Annotated in this window: 17 protein-coding genes and 1 riboswitch; of the genes, 7 read left to right on the top strand and 10 right to left on the bottom strand. The window is 67.6% G+C overall.

All coding sequences use genetic code 11. From position 1 onward, the window contains the following. Positions 1-136: 136 nt before the first annotated feature. Both ACKTTN_RS13385 and ACKTTN_RS13380 read right to left on the bottom strand, forming a co-directional pair. Positions 137-3292 (bottom strand): multidrug efflux RND transporter permease subunit, encoded by a 3156-nt coding sequence (locus ACKTTN_RS13385; RefSeq protein ID WP_407910395.1) that lies wholly within the window; start codon positions 3290-3292, stop codon positions 137-139. 6 nt (positions 3293-3298) lie between these two features. Next, the gene (locus ACKTTN_RS13380) at positions 3299-4477 is read right to left on the bottom strand and encodes an efflux RND transporter periplasmic adaptor subunit (RefSeq protein WP_407910394.1); all 1179 of its coding nucleotides are present in this window, start codon (positions 4475-4477) and stop codon (positions 3299-3301) included. Positions 4478-4693: 216 nt separating this feature from the next. Here ACKTTN_RS13380 and ACKTTN_RS13375 point away from each other — a divergent pair, with 216 nt between their 5' ends. From ACKTTN_RS13375 to btuB, 3 genes are all read left to right on the top strand, one after another. Further along, positions 4694-5182 carry a GAF domain-containing protein gene (locus tag ACKTTN_RS13375; protein ID WP_407910393.1) on the top strand — a complete coding sequence of 163 codons (489 nt, stop codon included), beginning with the start codon at positions 4694-4696 and terminating at the stop codon, positions 5180-5182. Positions 5183-5185: 3 nt separating this feature from the next. Further along, the gene (locus ACKTTN_RS13370; protein WP_407910392.1) at positions 5186-5551 is read left to right on the top strand and encodes a TfoX/Sxy family protein; all 366 of its coding nucleotides are present in this window, start codon (positions 5186-5188) and stop codon (positions 5549-5551) included. 33 nt (positions 5552-5584) lie between these two features. Then, a riboswitch (cobalamin riboswitch) is annotated at positions 5585-5805 on the top strand. A gap of 119 nt (positions 5806-5924) precedes the next feature. Further along, positions 5925-7766, top strand: coding sequence for a TonB-dependent vitamin B12 receptor (gene btuB, locus ACKTTN_RS13365; protein WP_407910391.1), 1842 nt, complete (start codon positions 5925-5927; stop codon positions 7764-7766). Between the two features lie 36 nt (positions 7767-7802). Here btuB and ACKTTN_RS13360 read toward each other — a convergent pair whose 3' ends face one another. Together ACKTTN_RS13360 and ACKTTN_RS13355 are read right to left on the bottom strand one after the other, a co-directional pair. Further along, entirely contained in the window at positions 7803-8300 is a 498-nt protein-coding gene (locus ACKTTN_RS13360; protein ID WP_407910390.1) for a hypothetical protein, read from the bottom strand. A 109-nt stretch (positions 8301-8409) separates the two neighbouring features. Then, a complete protein-coding gene (locus tag ACKTTN_RS13355; protein ID WP_407910389.1) occupies positions 8410-8793 on the bottom strand; it encodes a GtrA family protein in 384 nt (127 codons plus the stop codon). 341 nt (positions 8794-9134) lie between these two features. Here ACKTTN_RS13355 and glmU point away from each other — a divergent pair, with 341 nt between their 5' ends. Together glmU and ACKTTN_RS13345 are read left to right on the top strand one after the other, a co-directional pair. Next, on the top strand, positions 9135-10505 hold the full coding sequence (gene glmU / locus ACKTTN_RS13350) for a bifunctional UDP-N-acetylglucosamine diphosphorylase/glucosamine-1-phosphate N-acetyltransferase GlmU (RefSeq protein WP_407910388.1): 1371 nt from the start codon (positions 9135-9137) through the stop codon (positions 10503-10505). Continuing rightward, entirely contained in the window at positions 10502-10933 is a 432-nt protein-coding gene (locus ACKTTN_RS13345; protein WP_407910387.1) for a GNAT family N-acetyltransferase, read from the top strand. Before glmU ends, ACKTTN_RS13345 begins: the two co-directional genes overlap by 4 nt. Positions 10934-10940: 7 nt before the next feature. On the opposite strand, the gene ACKTTN_RS13340 is transcribed toward ACKTTN_RS13345, so the two are convergent. The 6 genes from ACKTTN_RS13340 to ACKTTN_RS13315 form a co-directional block, all read right to left on the bottom strand. After that, entirely contained in the window at positions 10941-12251 is a 1311-nt protein-coding gene (locus ACKTTN_RS13340) for a sensor histidine kinase (protein WP_407910386.1), read from the bottom strand. 34 nt (positions 12252-12285) lie between these two features. Then, positions 12286-13617, bottom strand: a complete 1332-nt coding sequence (locus ACKTTN_RS13335) for a sigma-54-dependent transcriptional regulator (protein WP_407910385.1) — start codon at positions 13615-13617, stop codon at positions 12286-12288. 76 nt (positions 13618-13693) lie between these two features. Further along, on the bottom strand, positions 13694-14917 hold the full coding sequence (locus ACKTTN_RS13330) for an ABC transporter permease (RefSeq protein WP_407910384.1): 1224 nt from the start codon (positions 14915-14917) through the stop codon (positions 13694-13696). Positions 14918-14929: 12 nt separating this feature from the next. Beyond that, positions 14930-16240, bottom strand: a complete 1311-nt coding sequence (locus ACKTTN_RS13325) for an ABC transporter permease (protein ID WP_407910383.1) — start codon at positions 16238-16240, stop codon at positions 14930-14932. Positions 16241-16250: 10 nt separating this feature from the next. Then, positions 16251-16970 carry an ABC transporter ATP-binding protein gene (locus ACKTTN_RS13320; protein WP_407910382.1) on the bottom strand — a complete coding sequence of 240 codons (720 nt, stop codon included), beginning with the start codon at positions 16968-16970 and terminating at the stop codon, positions 16251-16253. A gap of 37 nt (positions 16971-17007) precedes the next feature. Then, a complete protein-coding gene (locus ACKTTN_RS13315; protein WP_407910381.1) occupies positions 17008-18282 on the bottom strand; it encodes an efflux RND transporter periplasmic adaptor subunit in 1275 nt (424 codons plus the stop codon). Between the two features lie 175 nt (positions 18283-18457). On the opposite strand from ACKTTN_RS13315, the gene glmS reads away from it, so the two are divergent. Next, on the top strand, positions 18458-20290 hold the full coding sequence (gene glmS / locus ACKTTN_RS13310; protein ID WP_407910380.1) for a glutamine--fructose-6-phosphate transaminase (isomerizing): 1833 nt from the start codon (positions 18458-18460) through the stop codon (positions 20288-20290). Positions 20291-20374: 84 nt separating this feature from the next. After that, positions 20375-21370, top strand: coding sequence for an aldo/keto reductase (locus ACKTTN_RS13305; protein ID WP_407910379.1), 996 nt, complete (start codon positions 20375-20377; stop codon positions 21368-21370). Positions 21371-21374: the final 4 nt, after the last annotated feature.

Here is a 21374-nt window from a genome sequence, read left to right as displayed (position 1 = left end):
CGCCCCGCCGTTGACGCGCAATGCCGCGACTTCGTTTCACCATCCGGGGCGACACGCGTAACGGCGCAATTCCCGTGACGCAAAAAAAAAAGAAGCCCCCGCAATGCGGAGGCTTCCGGGCTCCCGTGACGTGGGGTCAGAGCGGGATCTGGCGATGGATCTCGTTGGGGTCGAGCTTCGGCGGATCGTCCAGCGTGTCGCCGAGCAGTCGTCGCACCGCGACGTAGAACACCGGGATCAGCAGCAGACCGAGGAACGTCGCGAACAGCATGCCGCCAATGACGCCGGTACCGATCGCATGCCGCGAGTTCGCGCCGGCACCGGTGGAGATCGCCAGCGGCGTCACGCCCATGATGAAGGCGAACGACGTCATCAGGATCGGTCGCAGTCGCAGCTTCGACGCTTCGACCACTGCCTGTCGAAGCGGCTTGCCGTGCTCGCGTTCGGCGATCGCGAACTCGATGATCAGGATCGCGTTCTTCGCGGCGAGGCCGATGACGGTGATCAGGCCGATCTTGAAATAGATGTCGTTCGGCAGGCCGCGCATCATCGACAGCACGATCGCACCGAGCACGCCCAGCGGCACCACCAGCAGCACCGCCACCGGCACCGACCAGCTCTCGTACAGGCCCGCGAGGCACAGGAACACCACGACGATCGACAGCACCATCAGCATGGTGGCCTGGCTGCCCGACAGGATTTCCTGGTGCGACTGGCCCGCCCAGTCATAACCGAAACCGGGCGGCAGGTCGTTGCTGACGATGTGCTCCATCGCCTTCATCGCTTCACCCGAACTCTTGCCCGGCGCCTGCGAACCGACGATTTCCACCGCGGCGAAGCCGTTGTATCGGGTCAGCGAGGGCTGCGCGACCGTCCACTTCGAATGCACCACGTTCGACAGCGGCACCATCGTGTGCGTGCCGTCGGCGGCGGTCATGTTCGGGGCGGGCGTGTAGAAGTGCGACAGCGATTCGGGACCGGTGCGATACGGCGCGTCGGCCTGCATCGTCACGCGCTTGACGCGACCGCCCTGCACGAAGTCGTTGACGTACACCGGCGCGAGCATGATCTGGATCGCGCTGTAGATGTCGCCGACGGACAGGCCCATCGCCTGCGCCTGCACGCGATCGACGTCGAGCTTCAACTGCGGTGACGGCTCCAGCGTGTTCGGACGCACGCCCACCAGCGTCTTGTCCTGTCCCGCCTTCGCCAGCAGCGTGCCCATGGCCTGCTGCAGCGCCTCGCGACCCTGGCCACTGCGATCCTGCAGGTACATGTCGAAGCCGCCGAAGGCGCCGAGCCCGTTCACCGTCGGCAGGTTGATCACGAAGATCTGCGCGTCGCGGATCGGGAACAGGCGCATGTTGGCCTGCTGGATGTACTCGGTCGCGGTGATCTTTCGCTCGCTCCACGGCTTGAGCTTGATGAACGCCATGCCGACGTTCTCGCCCTGGCCGATGAACGAGAAACCGGCGACCTGCATCATCCCTTCGTAGCCGTCGATCTTGTTGACCTGCTCGCGCATCTGCTCGAACACGGCTTCGGTGCGACGCAGCGTGGCGCCTGGCGGCAGCTGCACGATGGCGAGCGCGTAGCCTTGGTCTTCTTCCGGCAGGAACGAGCCCGGCATCTTCCAGAACAGGAAGCCGGTCAGCAGCGCGAGCGCGGCGAACACCACCATCCAGCGCGGCGCATGCTGCACGGCGCTGCGGATATGGCCGACGTAGGTCGTCGCCATCCGGTCGTACACGCGGTTGAAGCCGCGGAAGATCGGATTGCGCTTGTCGTGATGCGCGCTCGGCTTCAGCAGGTTCGCGCACAACGCAGGCGTGAAGCCCAGCGCGAGGAATGCCGAGAACAGCATCGCCATCGCGATGGTCAACGCGAACTGGCGATACACCGCGCCCGCCGAACCCGACTGCAGCGCCGACGGCACGAATACCGCGGCCAGCACCAGCGTGATCGCGATGACCGCGCCGGTGATCTGCTGCATCGCCTTGTACGTCGCTTCGCGCGGCGGCAGGCCTTCCTCGGTCATTATGCGTTCGACGTTCTCGATCACCACGATCGCGTCGTCGACGACGATGCCGATCGCCAGCACCATGCCGAACAGCGACAGCTGGTTGATGGTGAAGCCGAGGATCTTCATGCCCAGGAACGTGCCGAGCAGCGCGACCGGGATGACCAGCGTCGGGATGATCGTCGCGCGGATGTTCTGCAGGAACAGCAGCATCACGAGGAAGACGAGCACCATCGCTTCCATCAGCGTCTTGATGACTTCGTCGACCGAGATCTGCACGAAGTCCGAGCTGTCGTACGGCGAGAACCACTGCACGCCCTTCGGGAAGCTGGGCTGCAATTCGTCCATGCGCTTCTTGACCGCCGCGGCGACGGCGAGCGCGTTCTCGCCCGGCGCCAGCTGCACGGCGAAGCCGGCGGCCGGCTGGCCGTCCCACTTCAGTTCGAAGCCGTGCGCGGAACCGAGGATCTCGACGCGCGCGACGTCACGCAACCGCACCGCGGCGCCGTTGGGATCGGCGCGCAGCAGGATGTTCTCGAATTCCTGCGGCGACGAGAAACGCCCTTCAGCCGCCACCGTCGCCGTAAACATCTGCGTTTCCGGCGACGGCTCGCCGCCGACCTGGCCGGCCGAGAACTGCACGTTCTGCGCACGCACCGCCTGCAACACCTGCGACGCCGACAGACCATAGGCCTGCAGCTTGTCCGGGTTGAGCCAGATGTGCATCGCGTATTCGCCGCCGAACAACTGCGTACCGCCGACGCCGGGAACGCGCGAGATCTGGTCGAGCACGTTCGACGCGAGCAGGTCGGACAGCTGGTCCTTGCCGATCGCGGGATCGCTCGACTTCAGCGCCACTACCGACAGGAAGCCCGAGTTCGCCTTCGCGACCACGATGCCCTGCTGCGTGACGTCGCCCGGCAGGCGCGGCGTGGCCTGCGAGACCTTGTTCTGCACCTGCATCTGCGCGATGTCGGGATCGGTGCCGGGCTTGAACGTCAGATTGAGCGACGCCGAACCCTGGCTCGACGACGCGCTGAAGTAATCAAGCCCGTCGATACCGGTGAGCTGCTGCTCGATGATCTGCGTGACCGCGCGTTCGACGGTCTGCGCGTCCGCACCCGGATAGCTCGCCGACACGCCGACCTGCGGCGGTGCGATGTTCGGATACGACTCGACGCCGAGGCCGCGGATCGACAGCAGGCCCGCGAGCACCACCATGATCGCGATCACCCACGCAAACACGGGGTGGTTGATGAAGTAGCGGGACATGGCGGATCAGCCCTTGCGCGGCGTGGGAGCGGCGGCGGCCGGCGCGCCGCCCGGGCCCTCGGTCCAGGGCGTCGCCTTGACCTGCGCGCCGGGCTGCGCCCGCTGCAGGCCCGAGACGATCACGCGATCGCCCGGTGCGAGGCCGTGGTCGACGATCCACTTGCCGTCCTGCTGGCGATCGGCCGCGACGTCCTTGCGCACCACCTTGTTGTCCGCGCCAACGACATAGACGTACGCGCCCTGCGCATCGCGCAGCACGCCGGCCTGCGGCACGAGATACACCGCGTCCTGCAGGCCCAGCGTGGCGCGCACGCCGACGTAGGTGCCCGGCAGCAGGCGGCGATCGGGATTCGGAACGCGGGCGCGCAGCGACACCGCGCCCGTAGTCGGATCGACGACGCTGCCTTCGAAGTCGAGCGTGCCGCGTTGCGCGTTCACGCTGCCGTCGGGCAGCACGATCTGTACGTCGCGGTCGGCGGGTTCGCCGCTGGTCTGCGCACGACGCAGCTGGTCGAGCTCGGCTACCGAGATCGAGAAGTTGGCGTACAGCGGATCGATCTGGTCGACGGTGGTGAGCAGCGTTGCGGCGCCCTGCCCCACCAGCGCGCCTTCGGTGACCTGCGCGCGACCCGCGCGACCCGAGATCGGCGCACGCACCGTCGAATAGCCAAGATTGATGCGCGTGCTCGCGAGAGCCGCACGCGCCTGCTGCACGGCGGCCGCGGCGGACCGTTCGGCCGCGAGTGCGTTGTCCAGGTCGGACTTGGAGATGTACTGCGTGGTGCCCAGTCGACGCGCGCGTTCGGCGGTCGCGCGGGCATTGGCGTACGTGGCTTCGGCCTGCGCGACGGCCGCCTGCGACTGTCCGGTGGCCGCGCGCAGTTCGGCCGGATCGATCTCGAACAACGCCTGCCCTTCGCGAACGTCCGCGCCTTCCTCGTACAGGCGACGCTGGACGATACCCGGCACGCGCGCACGCACATCGGCGCTACGGAACGGCGCAAGGCGACCGACCAGGTCCTTCGCCAGCGGCAAGGACTGCGGGCTCACGGCGACGACGCCGACTTCGGCGGGCGGCATCGCGCCGCCCGGGCCGCCCTGCTGCGATGCGTCGCCACCCTTGCAGGCAGCGAGTCCAAGCGACAGAACGCCGGCCGCGACGATGAGGCGCGTGGTGGAGGTCATGCGGGAGGGCTCCGGGTCGTGGGGGCGACGAGGTCGCAGGCGGCAGGGCCAATTTGTGCACCGCGGAGTATAGCTATGCACGAAGCGGCTGCCCGGGCGAAAAGTCATGCGCGATCGGGCGCGGCGACGCACGGTCGCTGTTGTTGCACGCATGCGAAACAGTCAACGCACGAAGGCGACGCGTTCGGCCGCGGGCCTGCGCGCTAGACTTCGCGTATGACGTTTACCGCTTCCAGACTCGACGGCACCAAGCCCGAACAGTACGCGCAACTGCTCGAGCAGGCGCACGGCCTTCTGCATGGCGAGCGCGACCGCATCGCCAACGCGGCCAACCTGTCCGCGCTGGTCTACAACGCGTTGCCGTCGCTCAACTGGGTCGGCTTCTATTTCTTCGACGGCACTGAACTGGTGGTCGGTCCGTTCCAGGGCCTGCCGGCCTGCGTGCGCATTCCGCTGGACAAGGGCGTGTGCGGCGCGGCTGCATCGACGCGCGAAACGCAGCGCGTGCCCGACGTGCACGCCTTCCCCGGCCACATCGCCTGCGATTCGGCGTCGCGTTCGGAAGTCGTCGTCCCGCTGATCGCGCGCGACGGTTCGCTGATCGGCGTGTTCGATCTCGACAGCCCGGAACCCGATCGTTTCGACGTCGACGACCAGCGCGGTCTCGAAGCGATCGCGCACGCCTTCGTCGACTCGCTGGGCTGAGCCATGACCGACGCGCCGAAACTCCTCAACATCGGCGGCAAGTCCGCGGCGTGGCTGCGACAGGTCGGTTTGCGCACCTGGGACGACGTCAACGCGATCGGTGCGGTCGACGCCTACCTGCGCGTCAAGCGTGCGGGCTTCAAGCCCAGCCTCAATCTTCTGTATGCGCTGGAAGGCGCGCTGACCGGTTGCCATTGGCAGCAGGTCGACATCAACCGCCGCGCGGAACTGGCCGCGCAGGCGCAGGCCGGCGTCGCGCTGCTGCCGTCGTCGCGGCGTGGGCCTCCCGCATCCGAGGTCACGACCACCATGGGCGACGCACACGAGCCCGAAGTGGATGTCGAAGCGCCTGATGCGCTTTCGTTCTGAGCGATCCCGCGCGCCGAATCCCGCTTTCCCGTAGACTTCGCGCCGCTTTCGGGTGACCTGCGATTTGCATCGCGGGTTGAAACGGGAAGCCGGTGACGCGCCCTGCGCCAGCCCGGCACTGCCCCCGCAACGGTAAGCGAGTCGATCCGCGGCATCGGCCACTGTGACGTGAGGTCACGGGAAGGCGCCAAGGAGGGATGCGAGCTTCGCATCCACTCGCGAGTCCGGAGACCGGCCCGATCGTCGACTGGTTGCGATGCGGAGGGCATTGCGGCGGCCCGCGGCGTCGCCGCGTCGTCGTCCCGCGCACTTCTCCTCGCGACTTCCTTATGACCGCACGACGTGGGGTCGTGCACGCAGGAGAAGTACCGCAATGACGTACCGCCTCATCACCCTCGCCATCGCCGCGTCGCTGGCGACGCCCGCATTCGCCGACGACGCGACCACGCTCGACCAGGTCGTCGTGACCGCCAACCGCGCGCCGGTCGCCGTGCGCGACGTGCTCGCGCCGGTCGAAGTCATCGATCGCGCCGACATCGAACGCAGCCAGGCGCGTTCGCTGCCCGACCTGCTGCGCGGCCGCGCCGGCATTTCGATCGGCAACCAGGGCGGCCTCGGCAAGCTCACCACGATCTTCATGCGCGGCTCCGAGTCCGACCATGTGCTGGTGCTGGTCGACGGCGCGCGCATGGGATCGGCCACGTCCGGCCTCGTCGCATTCCAGGACATCCCGGTCGAGCTGATCGACCGCATCGAGATCGTGCGCGGCCCGCGCTCGAGCCTGTACGGCAGCGAGGCGATCGGCGGCGTCATCCAGATCTTCACCAAGCGCGATGCCGGCGCGCCGACGCCGCGCATGTCGATCGGCGCGGGCAGTCGCGATACGTACGAAGCGAGCGCGGGGTTCGGCGGTCGCGTCGGCCGCGGCTGGTTCGGCGCGGATTATTCGCATCAGGAGACGCGAGGCTTCGATTCGTGCCGCGGCTTCCTTGATCCGGTCACGTTCGACGGCGCGGGTTGCTTCGCGAACGAACCGGATCGCGACGGCTACACACGCGATTCGATGTCGCTGCGTGGCGGCGTCGACATCAACGACGCCTGGAAGGCCGATGCCAGCGCGCTCCGCGCCGAAGGCGACAACGAATACGACGGCTTCTACAACCGCTCGAAGGTCGTGCAGCAGGTCGTCGGCGGCGGCGTGACGTGGACGCCGTCGACGAATGCATCGCTGCACCTGCAGGCCGGCCGCAACCGCGACGCCTCGGACAACTTCTCGAACGACGTGTTCCTCGGCGACTTCGCCAGCAACCGCGACACCGCGTCGTTGCAGGGCGACTTCACCGTCGCGACCGGCCAGCGCATGAGCGCGGGCGTCGAATGGCAGCGCGACGAAGTGCAGAGCACGACCGACTACGTCCTCAAGCAGCGCATCGACCGCGCCGGTTTCCTGCAGTACCAGGGCGACTTCGGTGCGTTCGACGTCCAGGCGAGCGCACGTCATGACGACAATGAGCAGTTCGGCGGCCACTCGACCGGCAACCTCGCGGTCGGCTTCGAGTTCGCGTCGCAGTGGCGGGCCACGCTCGGCGCGGGCACCGCATTCAAGGCGCCGACGTTCAACGAGCTCTACTACCCATTCGGCTTCGGCAACCCCGACCTGCAGCCGGAAAGCTCGCGCAGCATCGAAGCCGGCCTGGCGTGGAACTCGCCGAACGCTGGTGCGCGCCTGGACCTGTACCAGACCAACGTCGACGACCTGATCTCGTACAGCGCGGCCACGTTCCGCCCCGAGAACATCTCGCGCGCGCGCCTGCGCGGCGCCGAACTGAGTGGCAACACGACGCTCGCAGGCTGGGTCGCGTCCGGTAGCGTGAGCTGGGTCGATGCCAAGAACCACAGCGACGGTGCCGACGGCCTGCTGCTGCCGCGCCGCGCACGCGAAAGCGCGCGGCTGGACCTCGATCACGACTTCGGCGCATTCCGGTTCGGCGTCACCGCAGCGGGCGAAGGTGCGCGTTACGACGACCTCGGCAACACGCGTCGACTCGGTGCGTTCGCCACCTTCGACCTGCGCGCCGAATACGCGTTCACGCCGGCGCTTCGACTGCAGGCGCGACTGGAGAACGTGTTCGATCGCACCTACGAGACGGTCGAGTACTACCGCCAGCCCGGCCGCGGCCTGTTCGTGACCCTGCGCTACGCCCCGACGCCGTGATCGCGACGCGGCCGCCGGCGCGTGCCGGCGGTCGCGTCAATGCCGGCCGGGTGCGGGCACGAGTCGCGCGAGTTTCGCGTAGTCGATCGACAGCCCGGTCATGTCGGGCCGCACCGCGCGCAACGTGCACACCAGTTCGCCGTAGCTGTCGGCGAGCTGCGCGAACAACGTCGCGTACGCGGTGCGCCCGGCCTCGGCAATGCCGGCATAGGCGCTGCGGCCGATGTCGATGAAGTAGCGCACGTCCACGCTTCGCCGCTCTGCCAGGGTCGGATAGAGGCCGGCGATCAGCAGGCAGCGATCACCGACGTCGCGCAACGAATCCTCGCGTCCGCGGCCGGTAAGCGATTGCGCATGCAGCCATTCGATCGCCTGCGTTCGCGCGAGCAGGTGGCCGTCGTTCTGGTGCCGCAACAGCACGAAGACCAGGTAGCTCTCGCGCGATTCGTCGAGCGCGCAACCGGCGCGCTCGCCCGCTTCGTGCACCAGCGACTGCCACAGCTCGGCAGGCGCACCCCGACGCAGCTCGACCATCCCCCACCTCCGTCGCCACGACCCACAACCGGGCTATCGGCGCGCGCGGCGCCGACTGGAGACGAGGATTACGCGGCCGCCGATGAACGCGGCGAAAGCGCGACGCGCGTCAGGGTCGATAGACCCAGTGCCGCGACAGCAGGAAGCCGATGACGCCGAGCACGAATTCGACCGCCGGCTTGGCCAGCCACGCCCAATGCAGGCCGACGACGTTGTCGATCGCGCCCAGCGACCAGGTGCTGACCACGGTCGTCGACAGCCACATCACGAGGTAACGCGTGAATTGCGGGCCGCCCGGCGCGGTGTCGCCATCGCCGAAGGTGAAACGCCCGTTCATGCGAAAACCCAGCAGCGCGCCGGCGATGCGGCCGATCACGTTCGCGATCTCGATGCCCATGCCGGCGTGGCTGAGCGCCACGACCACGCCCCAGTCGACCAGCCACTGGATCAGGCCGATGGTGAGGTAGGCGCGGCTTTGTCGGCTGAGGCTCATCGGGGACCGGGTTCGGGAAGGCGCCAGCACTGTACCGGGCCGATGGTCAGGATCGGGTGGGCGACAGTGCGGGCAACGCGCAGCAGGCGCGCCGACGCTACGCCTGTTGCGCCGCGGTCAGCTTCCACCGGGGACGAATTCCCAGCGCGGCAACGCCCATGATCGTCCGGCGCTCCCGCGACGAACGCATCGCCGAAACGAATACCAGGCGTCGGGGGCGAAAGCGATACGGGCACGGCCGGCATCGTAGAGGCTCGTTGCGCGATTGGGCAGCCGCACGTGCGAGGCGGCATCGTCGCGGCGGCTAGAATCAGGCATCCACCCCGCCGTTAGTGACCGCCATGTCCGCGCCCCTGCACGTCGTCATCCTCGCCGCCGGTGAAGGCAAGCGCATGAAGTCCGCCAAGCCGAAGGTGCTGCAGCCCGTCGCGGGCATTCCGATGCTGCAGCACGTGGTCGACACCGCGCGCGTGCTGGAGCCGGCGGGCATCCATGTGGTCTACGGCCACCATGGCGAGCAGGTACGCGCGGCGTTCGACGGCCAGGCCGATCTCGACTGGATCGAGCAGCCCGAACGCCTCGGCACCGGCCACGCCGTGCTGCAGGCGATGCCGGAAATCGACCAGGACGCGCGCGTGCTGGTGCTGTACGGCGACGTCCCGCTGATCCGCACGCATACGCTGCAACAGCTGCTGGAAGCCGAGGGCCGTATCGCGATGCTCGCGGCGGAACTCGACAACCCGAACGGCTACGGGCGCGTGATTCGCGACGCCGCCGGCAAGGTCGCGCGCATCGTCGAGCAGAAGGACGCCACCGACGACGAACGCGAGATCACCACGATCAACACGGGCATCCTCGTCGCCGATGCCGCGCCGCTGCACCGCTGGTTGACGCACCTCACCAACGACAACGCGCAGGGCGAGTACTACCTCACCGACGTGTTCGCCGCCGCGGCGGACGAATTCGGCGCAGCGGAGATCGTGCGCGTCGAGGATCCGATCGAAGTGGAAGGCGCGAACGATCGCTGGCAGCTGGCGCAGCTCGAACGCGCGCTGCAGCGACGCTGCGCACATGCGCTGTGCGTGGCCGGCGCGACGCTGGCCGACCCGAATCGCTTCGACCAGCGCGGGACCGTGCGCGTCGGCATGGACGTATCGATCGATGTCGACGTGATCCTCGAAGGCGAAGTGGAATTGGGCGACGGCGTGCGCATCGGTCCGTTCACGCGATTGAAGGACGTCAAGCTCGGTGCGGGCACCGTGGTACGCGCGCATTGCGACCTCGAAGGCGTGGTGGTGCAAGGCGCCGCGCAGATCGGCCCGTACGCGCGACTGCGGCCCGGCACGGTGCTCGCCGACGGCGTGCACATCGGCAACTTCGTCGAGACCAAGGCGACCGCGATGGGCGTGGGCAGCAAGGCCAACCACCTCGCCTACGTTGGCGACTCGGTCGTCGGCAGCGGCGTCAACATCGGCGCGGGCACGATCACCTGCAATTACGACGGCGCGAACAAGCACCGCACCACGATCGAGGACGGCGCATTCATCGGCTCGAACTCGTCGCTGGTGGCGCCGGTGACCATCGGCGCCGGCGCGACCATCGGCGCGGGCTCGGTGATCACCAAGGACGCGCCGGCGGGCGAACTCACCATCGGCCGCGCACGGCAGGCCACGCTCGAGGGCTGGCATCGTCCGACGAAGACGCCGAAGTGAGCGACGATTTCCTCGTCAGCACCGATCCTGCGTCGGTCGACGTCGATCTCGTGCATCGCTGGCTGTCGACGCAGTCGTACTGGGCGGCGGGAGTTCCGCGCGAGACAGTCGAACGCTCGATCGCGAATTCACTCTGCTTCGCCGGGCTTCTTGATGGTCGGCAGGTCGCGTTCGCCCGCGTGGTCACCGACCGCGCGACGTTCGCCTATCTCGCCGACGTATTCGTCCTCGATGAGTTGCAGGGCCACGGCTACGGCACGCGCCTGATGGACGCGATCGTCGCGCATCCCGATCTGCAGGGTCTGCGCCGCTTCATGCTCGCCACGCGTGATGCGCATGCACTGTACGCACGTTACGGCTTCACGCCGCCGGTGAAACCAGCCTCGCTGATGGAGCGTTACGCGCCGGACGTTTACGGCGCGACGTAGACCGCGATCAGGCCGGCAGCGTCATCGACACGCACAGCCCGCCACCATTGCGATTCGCCAGCGACACCCGGCCTCCATGCGCTTCGGCGATCTCGCGCACCAGCGCCAACCCGAGGCCCGTGCCGTTGCGCTTGGTCGAATAGAAAGGCAGCAGCGCGTTGGCGAGCACCGCTTCGTTCATGCCCTGCCCACGATCGAGCACGTCGACGCGCCATGCTTCGGGCAGGCGTCGCAGTACGAGTTCGACGTCCTCGTGCGCGGAACCCGACTCATGCGCGTTCTTCAGCAGGTTGAGCAGCGCCTGCTCCATCTGCGCGAGGTCGATGCGCACCACGCCGTCGACATCCGTCTCGCCCTTGAACGGAACCTGCGCGTGCAGCTGCGCGAGGAAGCGCGACCACTCGACGGCTTCCGTACGCGGCGCCGGCAACTTGGCAAAGCGCGCATAGTCGCGGATGAAACCTTCGAGGTGGCGTGCGCGTTCCTCGATCGTCGACAGCGCGACCGGCAAGCGCTCGTACTGGCCGCGCCTGACGAGCTCCGCGCCCGAATGCGCGAGCGAGGCGATCGGCGCGAGCGAATTGTTGAGCTCGTGCGAGATCACGCGGATCACCTTCTTCCAGGTCTGCACTTCCTGGCGTCGCAGCTCGGCGGTGAGCTGGCGCAGCAGCACGAGCTCGTGGCGACGACCGTTGAGGCGGAAGTGGCGGCGCGAGAGGTGGTAGATGTCCTCGTCGTCTTCATCACCAACGGTGAACATCGCGTCGCCGCCGCGCTCGAATGCGTCGCGCAGCGCTTCGGGCGCATCGTCCAGCAACTCGACGAACGTGCGACCTTCCAGGCGCTTGCCTTCGCCCAGCATGCGTCGCGCGGCGAGGTTCGCGTGCACGACGTGGCCGGATGGACCCACCAGCACCATCGAGACCGGCGTGTTCTGCACCATGGTGTCGAGCAGCAGTTCGCGTTGCACGAGTGCCACGCGTTGCTCGCGCAGCACGTCACCGAGTGCGTTGTGGCTGTCGACCAGCTCCTGCAGTTCCCCCTCGCCGCTCCAGATGATGCCGAAGCTGAAGTCGCCATCGCGATAGCTCGCGACCGTGCCGGCGAGCGCGCGGAACAGCGAATGCATCGGCGCGAACAGGCGGCGTACGTGATACGCCAGCAGCGGAATATCGAGCAGCACGCCGAGCAGCATCGACGCGCCGAAGTGGTGGAACACGAAGCGATACAGCACCAGCGCGATCGTCGACGCCAGCAGCGCATGCAGCGCCGCGGTCAGCGTGAAGCTGGCGGTCAGCGGGAGGCGACGCCGGCGCATCGTGCGCTCTCCGGGTGGACGTGGCGGGTGCACGTCACGGCCGTGCGATCCCCAGCCGTTCCATGCGGCGATACAGCGCCTGGCGACTCAGGCCGAGATCGGCGGCTGCCTGCGCCACGACGCCGGCATGCCGCGTCAGCGCGGCTTCGATGCTGCCGCGATCCGGTTCGTCGGCACCGGCGACCGCGACCGGCGCGGGAAGCCCGAGGTCGCGCGCCTCGATCGCATCGCCGCGCGACAACAGGGCCGCACGCTGCACGACATTGCGCAGTTCACGCACGTTGCCGGGCCACGCATGCGCGACCAGTGCACGTTCGGCGTCCGCGGCGAGGCGCTTTCCGCGAGGCAGGAAGTGGCGCGCGAGCGGAATGATGTCGTCGGCGCGTTCGGCGAGCGCGGGTACGCGCACTTCGACCGCGTTGAGGCGATAGAACAGGTCCTGGCGGAACTGGCCGGCGGCGATCATCGCGTGCAGGTCGGCATTCGTCGCGCTGACCACGCGGACCTTGACCGTGCGTTCGCGATTGCCACCAAGTCGCTCGAAGCGCCCGGTTTCCAGCACACGCAGCAGCTTCACCTGCCCAGCCGGCGGCAGCGTGCCGATCTCGTCGAGGAACAGCGTGCCGCCGTCCGCGGCTTCGAACTTGCCTTCGCGCGCACGATTCGCGCCCGTGTAGGCGCCGGCCTCCGCACCGAACAGTTCGGCTTCGATCAGTTCGCTCGGCAGTGCGCCGCAGTTGAGCGCGACGAACGGGCCCTCCTTGACTGCGGAATTCGCGTGCACGATCTCGGCGAATTTTTCCTTGCCGGCACCGTTGGGCCCGGTGATCAGCACCGGCAACTCGGAACGCGCGACCTGGCAGGCCAGCGACAACGCGGCCTCGGTCATCGCGTCGGCGAATACGACGTCGCGCAGGTCGAACTCGCGCGTCAGTGCTTCGCGACGGCGGCGTTCCGACGACAGTCGCCGCCCGATCTCCTGCCGCGCCTGCGAAAGCTCCAGCAGGTTGTTGACCGACGCCATCAGGCGGCGGTCGTCCCACGGCTTGCCCAGATAGTCGGCGGCGCCGGCACGCACCAGGTCAACCGCCGCATCCAGATGCGTCCACGCGGTGAGCAGGATCACTGGCAGGTCGGGATGCCGCGCGCGGATCTCGGCGAACAGCGCGCGGCCTTCCTCGCCGGAGGTGGTATCGGCATGGAAGTTCATGTCCTGCACGACCAGGTCGACCGTCTCGCGATCGAGCAGCGCAAGGCCTTCCTCGGGCGACGACACGCCCATGGTGTCGATGTCGTGCAGCGAGAACAGGACGTCGAGCGCGGTCGCCACCGCCGGGTTGTCATCGATGACGAGAACACGGGCCATCAGTGCATCGTTTCCCGGTAGGCCGCGCCCGGATTGGGCGCGGCGATTGTGGTCGACAGGGTGGCCCCGGCGATCGTCAGGCGCTGCGCGTGGCGATCGCCGGCGGGACCGCGGCCGCGCGCGACGCCGGCCCGTACACCGCCAGTATGCCCAAGCCCCACAGCGTCAGCATGCCGTAGCCGAGATACTGCAGCGGCAGGCGCGGCAGTTCGAGCTTGCTGACCAGCACCTGGTTGAGCGCGAGCGCCAAGGCGACGCCGATGACGACGCCGATCGTCGTGATCATCGCGTTCTCGACGAGGAAGTAACGCAGGATGTCGACCTTCGTCGCACCCAGCGCACGGCGCACGCCGATCTGCTTGCGACGCTGCGTCACCCACAGGCTGGCGAGGCCGACGATGCCGCTGCCGGTCACGAGCAGCAAGCCGATCGTCACCGCGATCAGCATGCCGGCGACGGAGCGTTCGCCCTGGTAGCGGCGCGCGCGATATTCGTCCGTCGAGCGGTTGCTGGTCAGCACGCGGTCGTTGCGCAGCTTCACCAGCGCGTCTTCGGCAGCTCGCATCACCCGGTCGCGCTGCCCTGGCGCGGTGCGCACGGCGTAACTGCCTTCGCTGACGATGTAGCGTACGGGCAGTACGAAGCCGCTATAGGCGTTGTCGGAGCGCTGCGCGAACGGCGACATCAGCTGGTCGATCACGCCGACCACCCGCATCGGCTGCGCATCGGCGCCGCTGCCCAGCGATACCGGGCGGCCAACGTACGAGGTCGCGTCCGGCCACAGCTTCTTCGCCATCGCCCTGGTGAGCAGCACGCTGTCGGCCGAGAGCTGGCCCGCGTCGGGATCGATGGTGCGCACGTCATCCGCGTTGAAGTCGTGGCCTTCGACGATCTTGACGCCCAGCGTCCTGGTGATCGAGTCGGGCGTGAAATACGCGGCGCCGGCGGTGCCCGAGGACGCATCCTGCGGCGTGGTGGTGAGACCCAGGCCCCAACCGCTCTGCGTCATCGGGTACTGGTTGATCCACGCCGCGTCGACCACGCCCGGGATCGAGCGCAGCACCTCGACGTCGCGCTTCTGCATCGCTTCCTTGTCGGTCATCTTGCCGATGCCGGTGAAGTCGATGAAGAACGTGTTGGCTTCGTCGAGGCCGGTGGGACGGTTCGCGCGCGCCACGCGGTCGTTCACGATGTACAGCGCGTTGGCGATGATGGCGAGCGTGAGCGCGATCTGCGCGGCGATCAGCACGGCGCCGGTCTTGCTGCGCAACAGCGCGGACAGAATGGGACGGATTTCCATGATGTTCTCCGCTTACTGCGACTTGAGCTGGACGGCCGGACGCACCTGGCAGGCGCGCCACGTGGGCAGCAGGCCCGCGAGCAGGCTGGCGAGCAGCGACAGGCCGATCGCGGTGGCGAACATCACCCAGTCCATGTGTGCGATCGCCTTGATCTGCGCCGACTGGTGCGCCATCAGCGCGAGGATGCCGAACGTCAGCGCGACACCGAGCCCGCCGCCGACCAGGCCGACGACGCCTGATTCGGTCAGGTACTGCTTGAACACTTCGATGCGGGGTGCACCGAGTGCGCGACGCACGCCGATCTCGCCGCTGCGCGCGGTGAACTTGGCCAGCAGCAGGCCGATCACGTTGACCAGGCAGACCAGCAGGAACCCGAACGCCAGCCAGGTCTGCAGGCGGCTGTCGTCGCCGACCACTTCCTGCTTGTCCAGCCACTCCATGACGTTGTAGGTGCGGTTGTTGAGCGGGCGCTCGAAACGGCCGAGCTTCTTCTGTTCGTTGGTGTAGTCGTCGAGGTATTGCGCGTAGCTCGCGCGATCGGCGGGGCTGGCAAGTTCCGCCCAGAACTGCACCCAGACGCATTCCGAATCCATCAGGCCCTGGTAGCCGGGCTTGATCTCGCCATTCGTGTTGCACTCGACGCTGCCGTTCGGGTCCATCTCGTTGGCGATCGCGTTGTTGAACGGGATGAACACGTCCTCGAACGCCAGCGTGTTGCCGCCCACCAGTCGATAGAACTTCGGCAGCGGGTTCCAGCGATCGATCACGCCGGTGACGCGGTAGTCGCGGTTCTCGAAGCGGATCGTGCGCCCGACGGGGTTGGTGTCGCCGAACACCCGGCCGGCCAGCGCCTTGGAAATCACAGCGACGTTGCCGCCGCGCGAGTCGTCGGTCGCGCTCCATGCGCCGCCGCTGGCGAAGGGCACGTCGAACATGCCGAAGAAGTCGTTGTTGACCGCGACGCCTTCGACCAGTTCCGGACGTGCGTCGGGCTTGTTGCTGCTCACCGCGCCGCCGATGCCGAGGATCTCGGTCGAATGCGCGCTCTTGCCGGATGCGCGCAACGCGGTCGCGTCGCGATAGGTCAGCTGCGTCGGCGGGTCCTTGCTGGGGTTGGGCTGGTGGATCGGTGCGTTGTCGAGCAGCGGCACGATCAGGCGCGTGGACTTTTGCGGAATCGGATCGCCACTCATTGCGTACAGCAACGTGAGCGAGGACATGCTCGCGGCGACGCCGACGGCGAGCGTCAGCACCATCAACGCAGTGAGCACGGGATTGCGCCGCAGGTTGCGGACGCCGAGCTTCAGGTAGTAGCTGAACATGGCGGCGTCCTCAAGCCGAAGCCTGCACGTCCGGATGCGTCACCGCATGCAGCGCGGATGCCGCGCTGATGTCGGTGACCAGTCCGTCCATGATGTGGATATTGCGCTGCGCACGCGCGGCAAGCTCCGGATCGTGCGTGACCATCACGATCGTCGTGCCCTTGGCATTGATGTCCTCGAGCAGCTCCATCACACCGCGCGCCATCTGCGAATCGAGGTTGCCGGTCGGTTCGTCGGCGAGCAGCAGGCGCGGGCTGCCGGCGAGTGCGCGCGCGATCGCGACGCGCTGCTGCTGGCCGCCCGACAGCTCGGCCGGGAAGTGCTTCATGCGCGACGACAGGCCGACCTGTGCAAGCGCATCCTCGATGCGCTTCTTGCGATCCGCCGACGACAACCTGCGATACCGCAACGGCACATCGACGTTGTCGAACAGGTTCAGGTCGGGAATCAGGTTGAAGCCCTGGAAGATGAAACCGATCTTCTCGTTGCGCAGCTTCGAACGCTGGCCGTCGTTGAGGCCGCGCGTATCCACGCCGTCGAGCTTGTAATCGCCGCCGGTGAAATCCTCGAGCAGGCCGGCGATGTTGAGGAAGGTTGTCTTGCCCGAACCCGACGGCCCGGTCACCGCGACGAATTCGCCCTCGCGGACGTGGATGTCGAGTCCGCGCAGCGCATGCGTCTCGATCATGTGGGTGCGGTAGACCTTGCTGAGCTGGCTCATGCGAAGCATCGGGATGTCCTCGGGCTACGGGATGTCGGGAAAGGGATTACCTGGAAATCGAGACTTTTTCGGCGTCGCCGAACAGGTCGCTTCCGGCGACGACGATGCGATCGCCCGGCTTGGCGCCATCGAGGATTTCGACGGCGGAAATGCTGGTGGCACCGACGCGGATCGGGCGCTTGGTCGCGCTGCTGCCGTCGACGAAGTACGCGTAACGGCCACCCGCGGCATCGACGAACGGACCGCGCTCGACCATCACCACATTCGGGCGTTCTTCGATCAGCACGCGCGCAGTGACGCGCTGGTTCTGGCGCAGCCCCGGCGGCTGCTTGCCACCGGCGAAGCGCACGCGCGCAAGCACTTCGCGATTGACGACTTCCGGCGAGATCGACGAGATCGTCGCGTTCGCACTGTTCGCGCCGACCTGCACCTGTGCGGTCATGCCCAGGCCGAGGTCTTCGGCGTACGTCTCGGGCACTTCGAGTTCGACTTCCAGGCGCGACAGGTCGACCACGGTCAGCAGCGCGGCATTCGCCGGCACGACGGCGCGATCGGCGACGAGCGTGGTGCCGATCACGCCGTCGATCGGCGCGCGCACTTCGAGCTCGTCGACGCGACGCTGCGCCTCGGCGACGACGAGCCGCTGGCGCTGCGCTTCTTCCGAGCTGGTCTGCACGCTGAAGCCGGCGCTGGTTCCGGTGAGCTGCGCGGCCTGCACCGCGTTGCGATAACGGATCTGCGCGGTCTTGAGCGCGTCCTGCGCGCGCAGGTAGTCGATCTCGGCCAGCGCGCCGCCCTTGAAGCCGCGCTCGTTGCGCTGCAGGTCGCGTTCGGCGGACTGAAGGTTGATCTGCGCTTCGTCGGCCTCCTTGCGCGCGTCGAGCCGCGAACGCGACGCGGCGATGCGCGCCGTGCCGGTCTGCGATTCGAGCTGCTGCAGCGTCGAGCGCTCGCGCGCCAGTTCGCTCTCGAGTTCGGGCGACACCAGCCGGGCGAGCACGTCGCCCTTCTTCACGGTGTCGCCGGCGTGCTTCTCGAACACCACGGTCGACGCGACCGGCGCGTAAAGCGTGGGGCTGACCGCCGCGACGACGCGGCCATTGACCTGCGCGTCCCGCACCAGCGTCCCGCGCGTGACTTCCGCGATGCGCAGCCGCTGTCCGTCGACCGACCGCGAGCCGCTGAAGCGCGCGGCGACACCGAACGCGAGCAGCAGCGCGACCGCCGCCACGCCACCGATCAGGTAAAGCCGGCGACGGCCACGGCCGGGCTCGGTGGTGGAAACCTGGACGTCCTGTGCAGAGGTATCGCGGATGGCCATGGGATCAGGGAAATGGGAGGGGCTTTGCCAGCGGCTTTAAGCAGGCATCGTGCCAACCGTAACGTCTTGATTTGAAACGCTGGATTCCGAACGGACGCCGTCCGCGGACAGCGTCCGCGTCCGCCGGACGGACACCCGGCCGCTACACTAGGCGCCTTCTTCGAGGAGCTTCCCCATGTGCGGCATCGTCGGCGCGATCGCGGATCGCGATGTGGTCCCGGTCCTGATCGACGGCCTGAAGCGGCTCGAATACCGCGGGTATGACTCCGCGGGCATCGCGGTGATCGACGGCGGCGACGTGCGTCGCGTGCGCCGTACCGGTCGCGTGGCCGAAATGGAGAACGCGGCCGCGCAGGAGAACTTCCACGCGCGCCTCGGCATCGGCCACACGCGCTGGGCGACGCATGGCGGCGTCACCGAGACCAACGCGCACCCGCACATCTCGTTCGGCGAGCTCGCGGTGGTGCACAACGGCATCATCGAGAACCACGAGCAGCAGCGCGATCGCCTGCGCGCGGCCGGCTACGTGTTCGAGTCGCAGACCGATACGGAGGTCATCGCGCACCTGATCCATTTCCACCAGCAAAGCGGCCTGGACCTGCTCGCCGCGACGCAGACGGCCGTGCGCGAACTCGAAGGCGCGTACGCGATCGCGGTGGTGAGCAAGCGCGAGCCGGGCCGCCTGGTCGCCGCGCGCATGGGCTGCCCGCTGCTGGTCGGCCTTGGCGACGGCGAGAACTTCGTCGCCAGCGATGTCTCCGCAATCATCCAGGCCACGCGGCGCGTGATCTTCCTCGAGGAGGGCGACACGGCCGACGTCACGCGCGAATCCGTGCACGTGTTCGATGCGAACGGCACGCCGGTCGACCGTGGCGTGCACGTGTCGGACGTGTCGCTGGCGTCGCTGGAGCTCGGCCCGTACCGCCACTTCATGCAGAAGGAAATCCACGAGCAGCCGCGCGCTGTGGCCGACACCATCGAAGCATTGATGGACAACGGCGCGTTCACCGCCGAGCTGTTCGGCAGCGACGCCGCGGATGTGCTGCGCGACGTCGAAGGCGTGCAGATCCTCGCCTGCGGCACCAGCTATTACGCCGGCCTGACCGCGCGTTACTGGATCGAGGCGATCGCCAAGGTGCCGTGCACCGTCGAGATCGCCAGCGAATACCGTTATCGCGAGGCCTACGCGAACCCGAAGAACCTGATCGTCACCATTTCGCAGTCGGGCGAAACGCTCGACACGATGGAGGCGCTGAAGTACGCGAAGAGCCTGGGACACGACAAGACGCTATCGATCTGCAACGTGCCCGAGAGTGCGATCCCGCGTGCGAGCCGCCTTGTGTATTACACGCGCGCAGGTGCGGAGATCGGTGTCGCGTCGACCAAGGCGTTCACGACGCAGCTGGTGGCGTTGTTCACGCTGACTTGCACGCTCGCCAAGCTGCGCGGCGAACTCGATGCCACGCAGGAAGCGGCGTACATCGATGCGCTGCGCCAGCTTCCGGGCACCGTGCAACACGCTCTCAACCTGGAGCCGCAGGTCGCAGTGTGGTCCGAGCGTTTCGCGCCGAAGCAGCACGCGCTGTTCCTCGGCCGCGGCATGCACTACCCGATCGCGCTGGAAGGCGCGCTCAAGCTCAAGGAAATCTCGTACATCCACGCCGAGGCGTATCCGGCCGGCGAGCTCAAGCACGGCCCGCTCGCGCTGGTCGACGAGGCGATGCCAGTGGTCGTCATCGCACCGAACGATTCACTGCTTGAGAAGGTGAAGTCGAACATCCAGGAAGTGCGCGCGCGTGGCGGCGAGATGTTCGTGTTCGCCGATGCCGACAGCCACTTCGGCGAGTCCGAACAGGTGCACGTGATCCGCACGCCCCGCAATGTCGGCGTGCTGTCGCCGATCGTCCACGCGATCCCGGTGCAGCTGCTGGCGTACCACGCAGCGCTCGCGCGCGGCACCGACGTCGACAAGCCGCGCAACCTCGCCAAGTCGGTGACGGTGGAGTAGCCGCGTCATAGGTGGACAGGCTTGGTCGATGCGCGAACGCATGTCGCGCGCCTCGCTAGTCTTTTCCCACGTTTGGAGGACGCCATGACCGCCACCTTTCCACGCCGCACCCTCGGCCACGACCTGACCGTTTCCGCGATCGGCCTGGGCTGCATGGGCATGTCCGATTTCTATGGGCCGAGCGAAGAAGCCGCCAACATCGCGGTGCTGAATCATGCGCTCGATCGCGGCATCTGCTTCCTCGACACGGCGGACATGTACGGTGTCGGCGAGAACGAGCGGCTGCTGTCCAAGGTATTGAAGTCGCGGCGAGACGAGGTGGTGTTGGCGACGAAGTTCGGCAACATGCGCGCGCCGGACGGTGCGCACCTGGGCGTCAACGGTCGACCCGACTACGTCGCCAGTGCCTGCGACGCAAGCTTGGCCCGGCTCGGCGTCGACACGATCGATCTCTACTACCAGCATCGTGTGGATCCGAACGTCCCCATTGAGGAAACAGTCGGTGCGATGGCGCGACTGGTCGAAGCAGGCAAGGTGCGGCACCTCGGCCTTTCGGAAGCCTCGGCCGCGACGATCCGTCGCGCACATGCCGTGCATCCGATCAGCGCGTTGCAAAGCGAATACTCGCTGTGGACGCGCGACATCGAGACGGACATCGTGCCGACCTGTCGGGAACTGGGGATCGGCATCGTGCCGTACAGCCCGCTCGGCCGCGGCTTCCTCACTGGCGCCTTACCGAACGCGCAGGACCTCGCGCCGAACGACACGCGTCGTAATCATCCGCGCTTCCAGGAGGCCAATGCTGCGCGCAACCAGGCGCTGGTGGACGCGGTCAAGGACCTCGCGCAGGCGCGTGGCTGCACGCCCGCGCAACTCGCGCTCGCGTGGCTACTCGCACAGGGCGACGACATCGTGCCGATCCCGGGGACGCGCAAAGTCGGGCGCCTCGACGAAAACGCACAGGCGGCGTACATCGCACTCGACGCGAACGAAGTGGCGCGCATCGATGCGGTGCTGGACGCGCATCCGACGGCGGGTACGCGCTATCCTGCGGATGGCATGACAAAGGTCAATCTGTAGCGCC

Source organism: Lysobacter claricitrinus, assembly GCF_045866565.1.
In the GTDB taxonomy this organism is placed as follows: domain Bacteria; phylum Pseudomonadota; class Gammaproteobacteria; order Xanthomonadales; family Xanthomonadaceae; genus Cognatilysobacter; species Cognatilysobacter claricitrinus.
The sequence above is the reverse complement of the archived record's forward strand: the minus strand, read 5'-3'. Positions and strand labels throughout refer to the sequence as shown.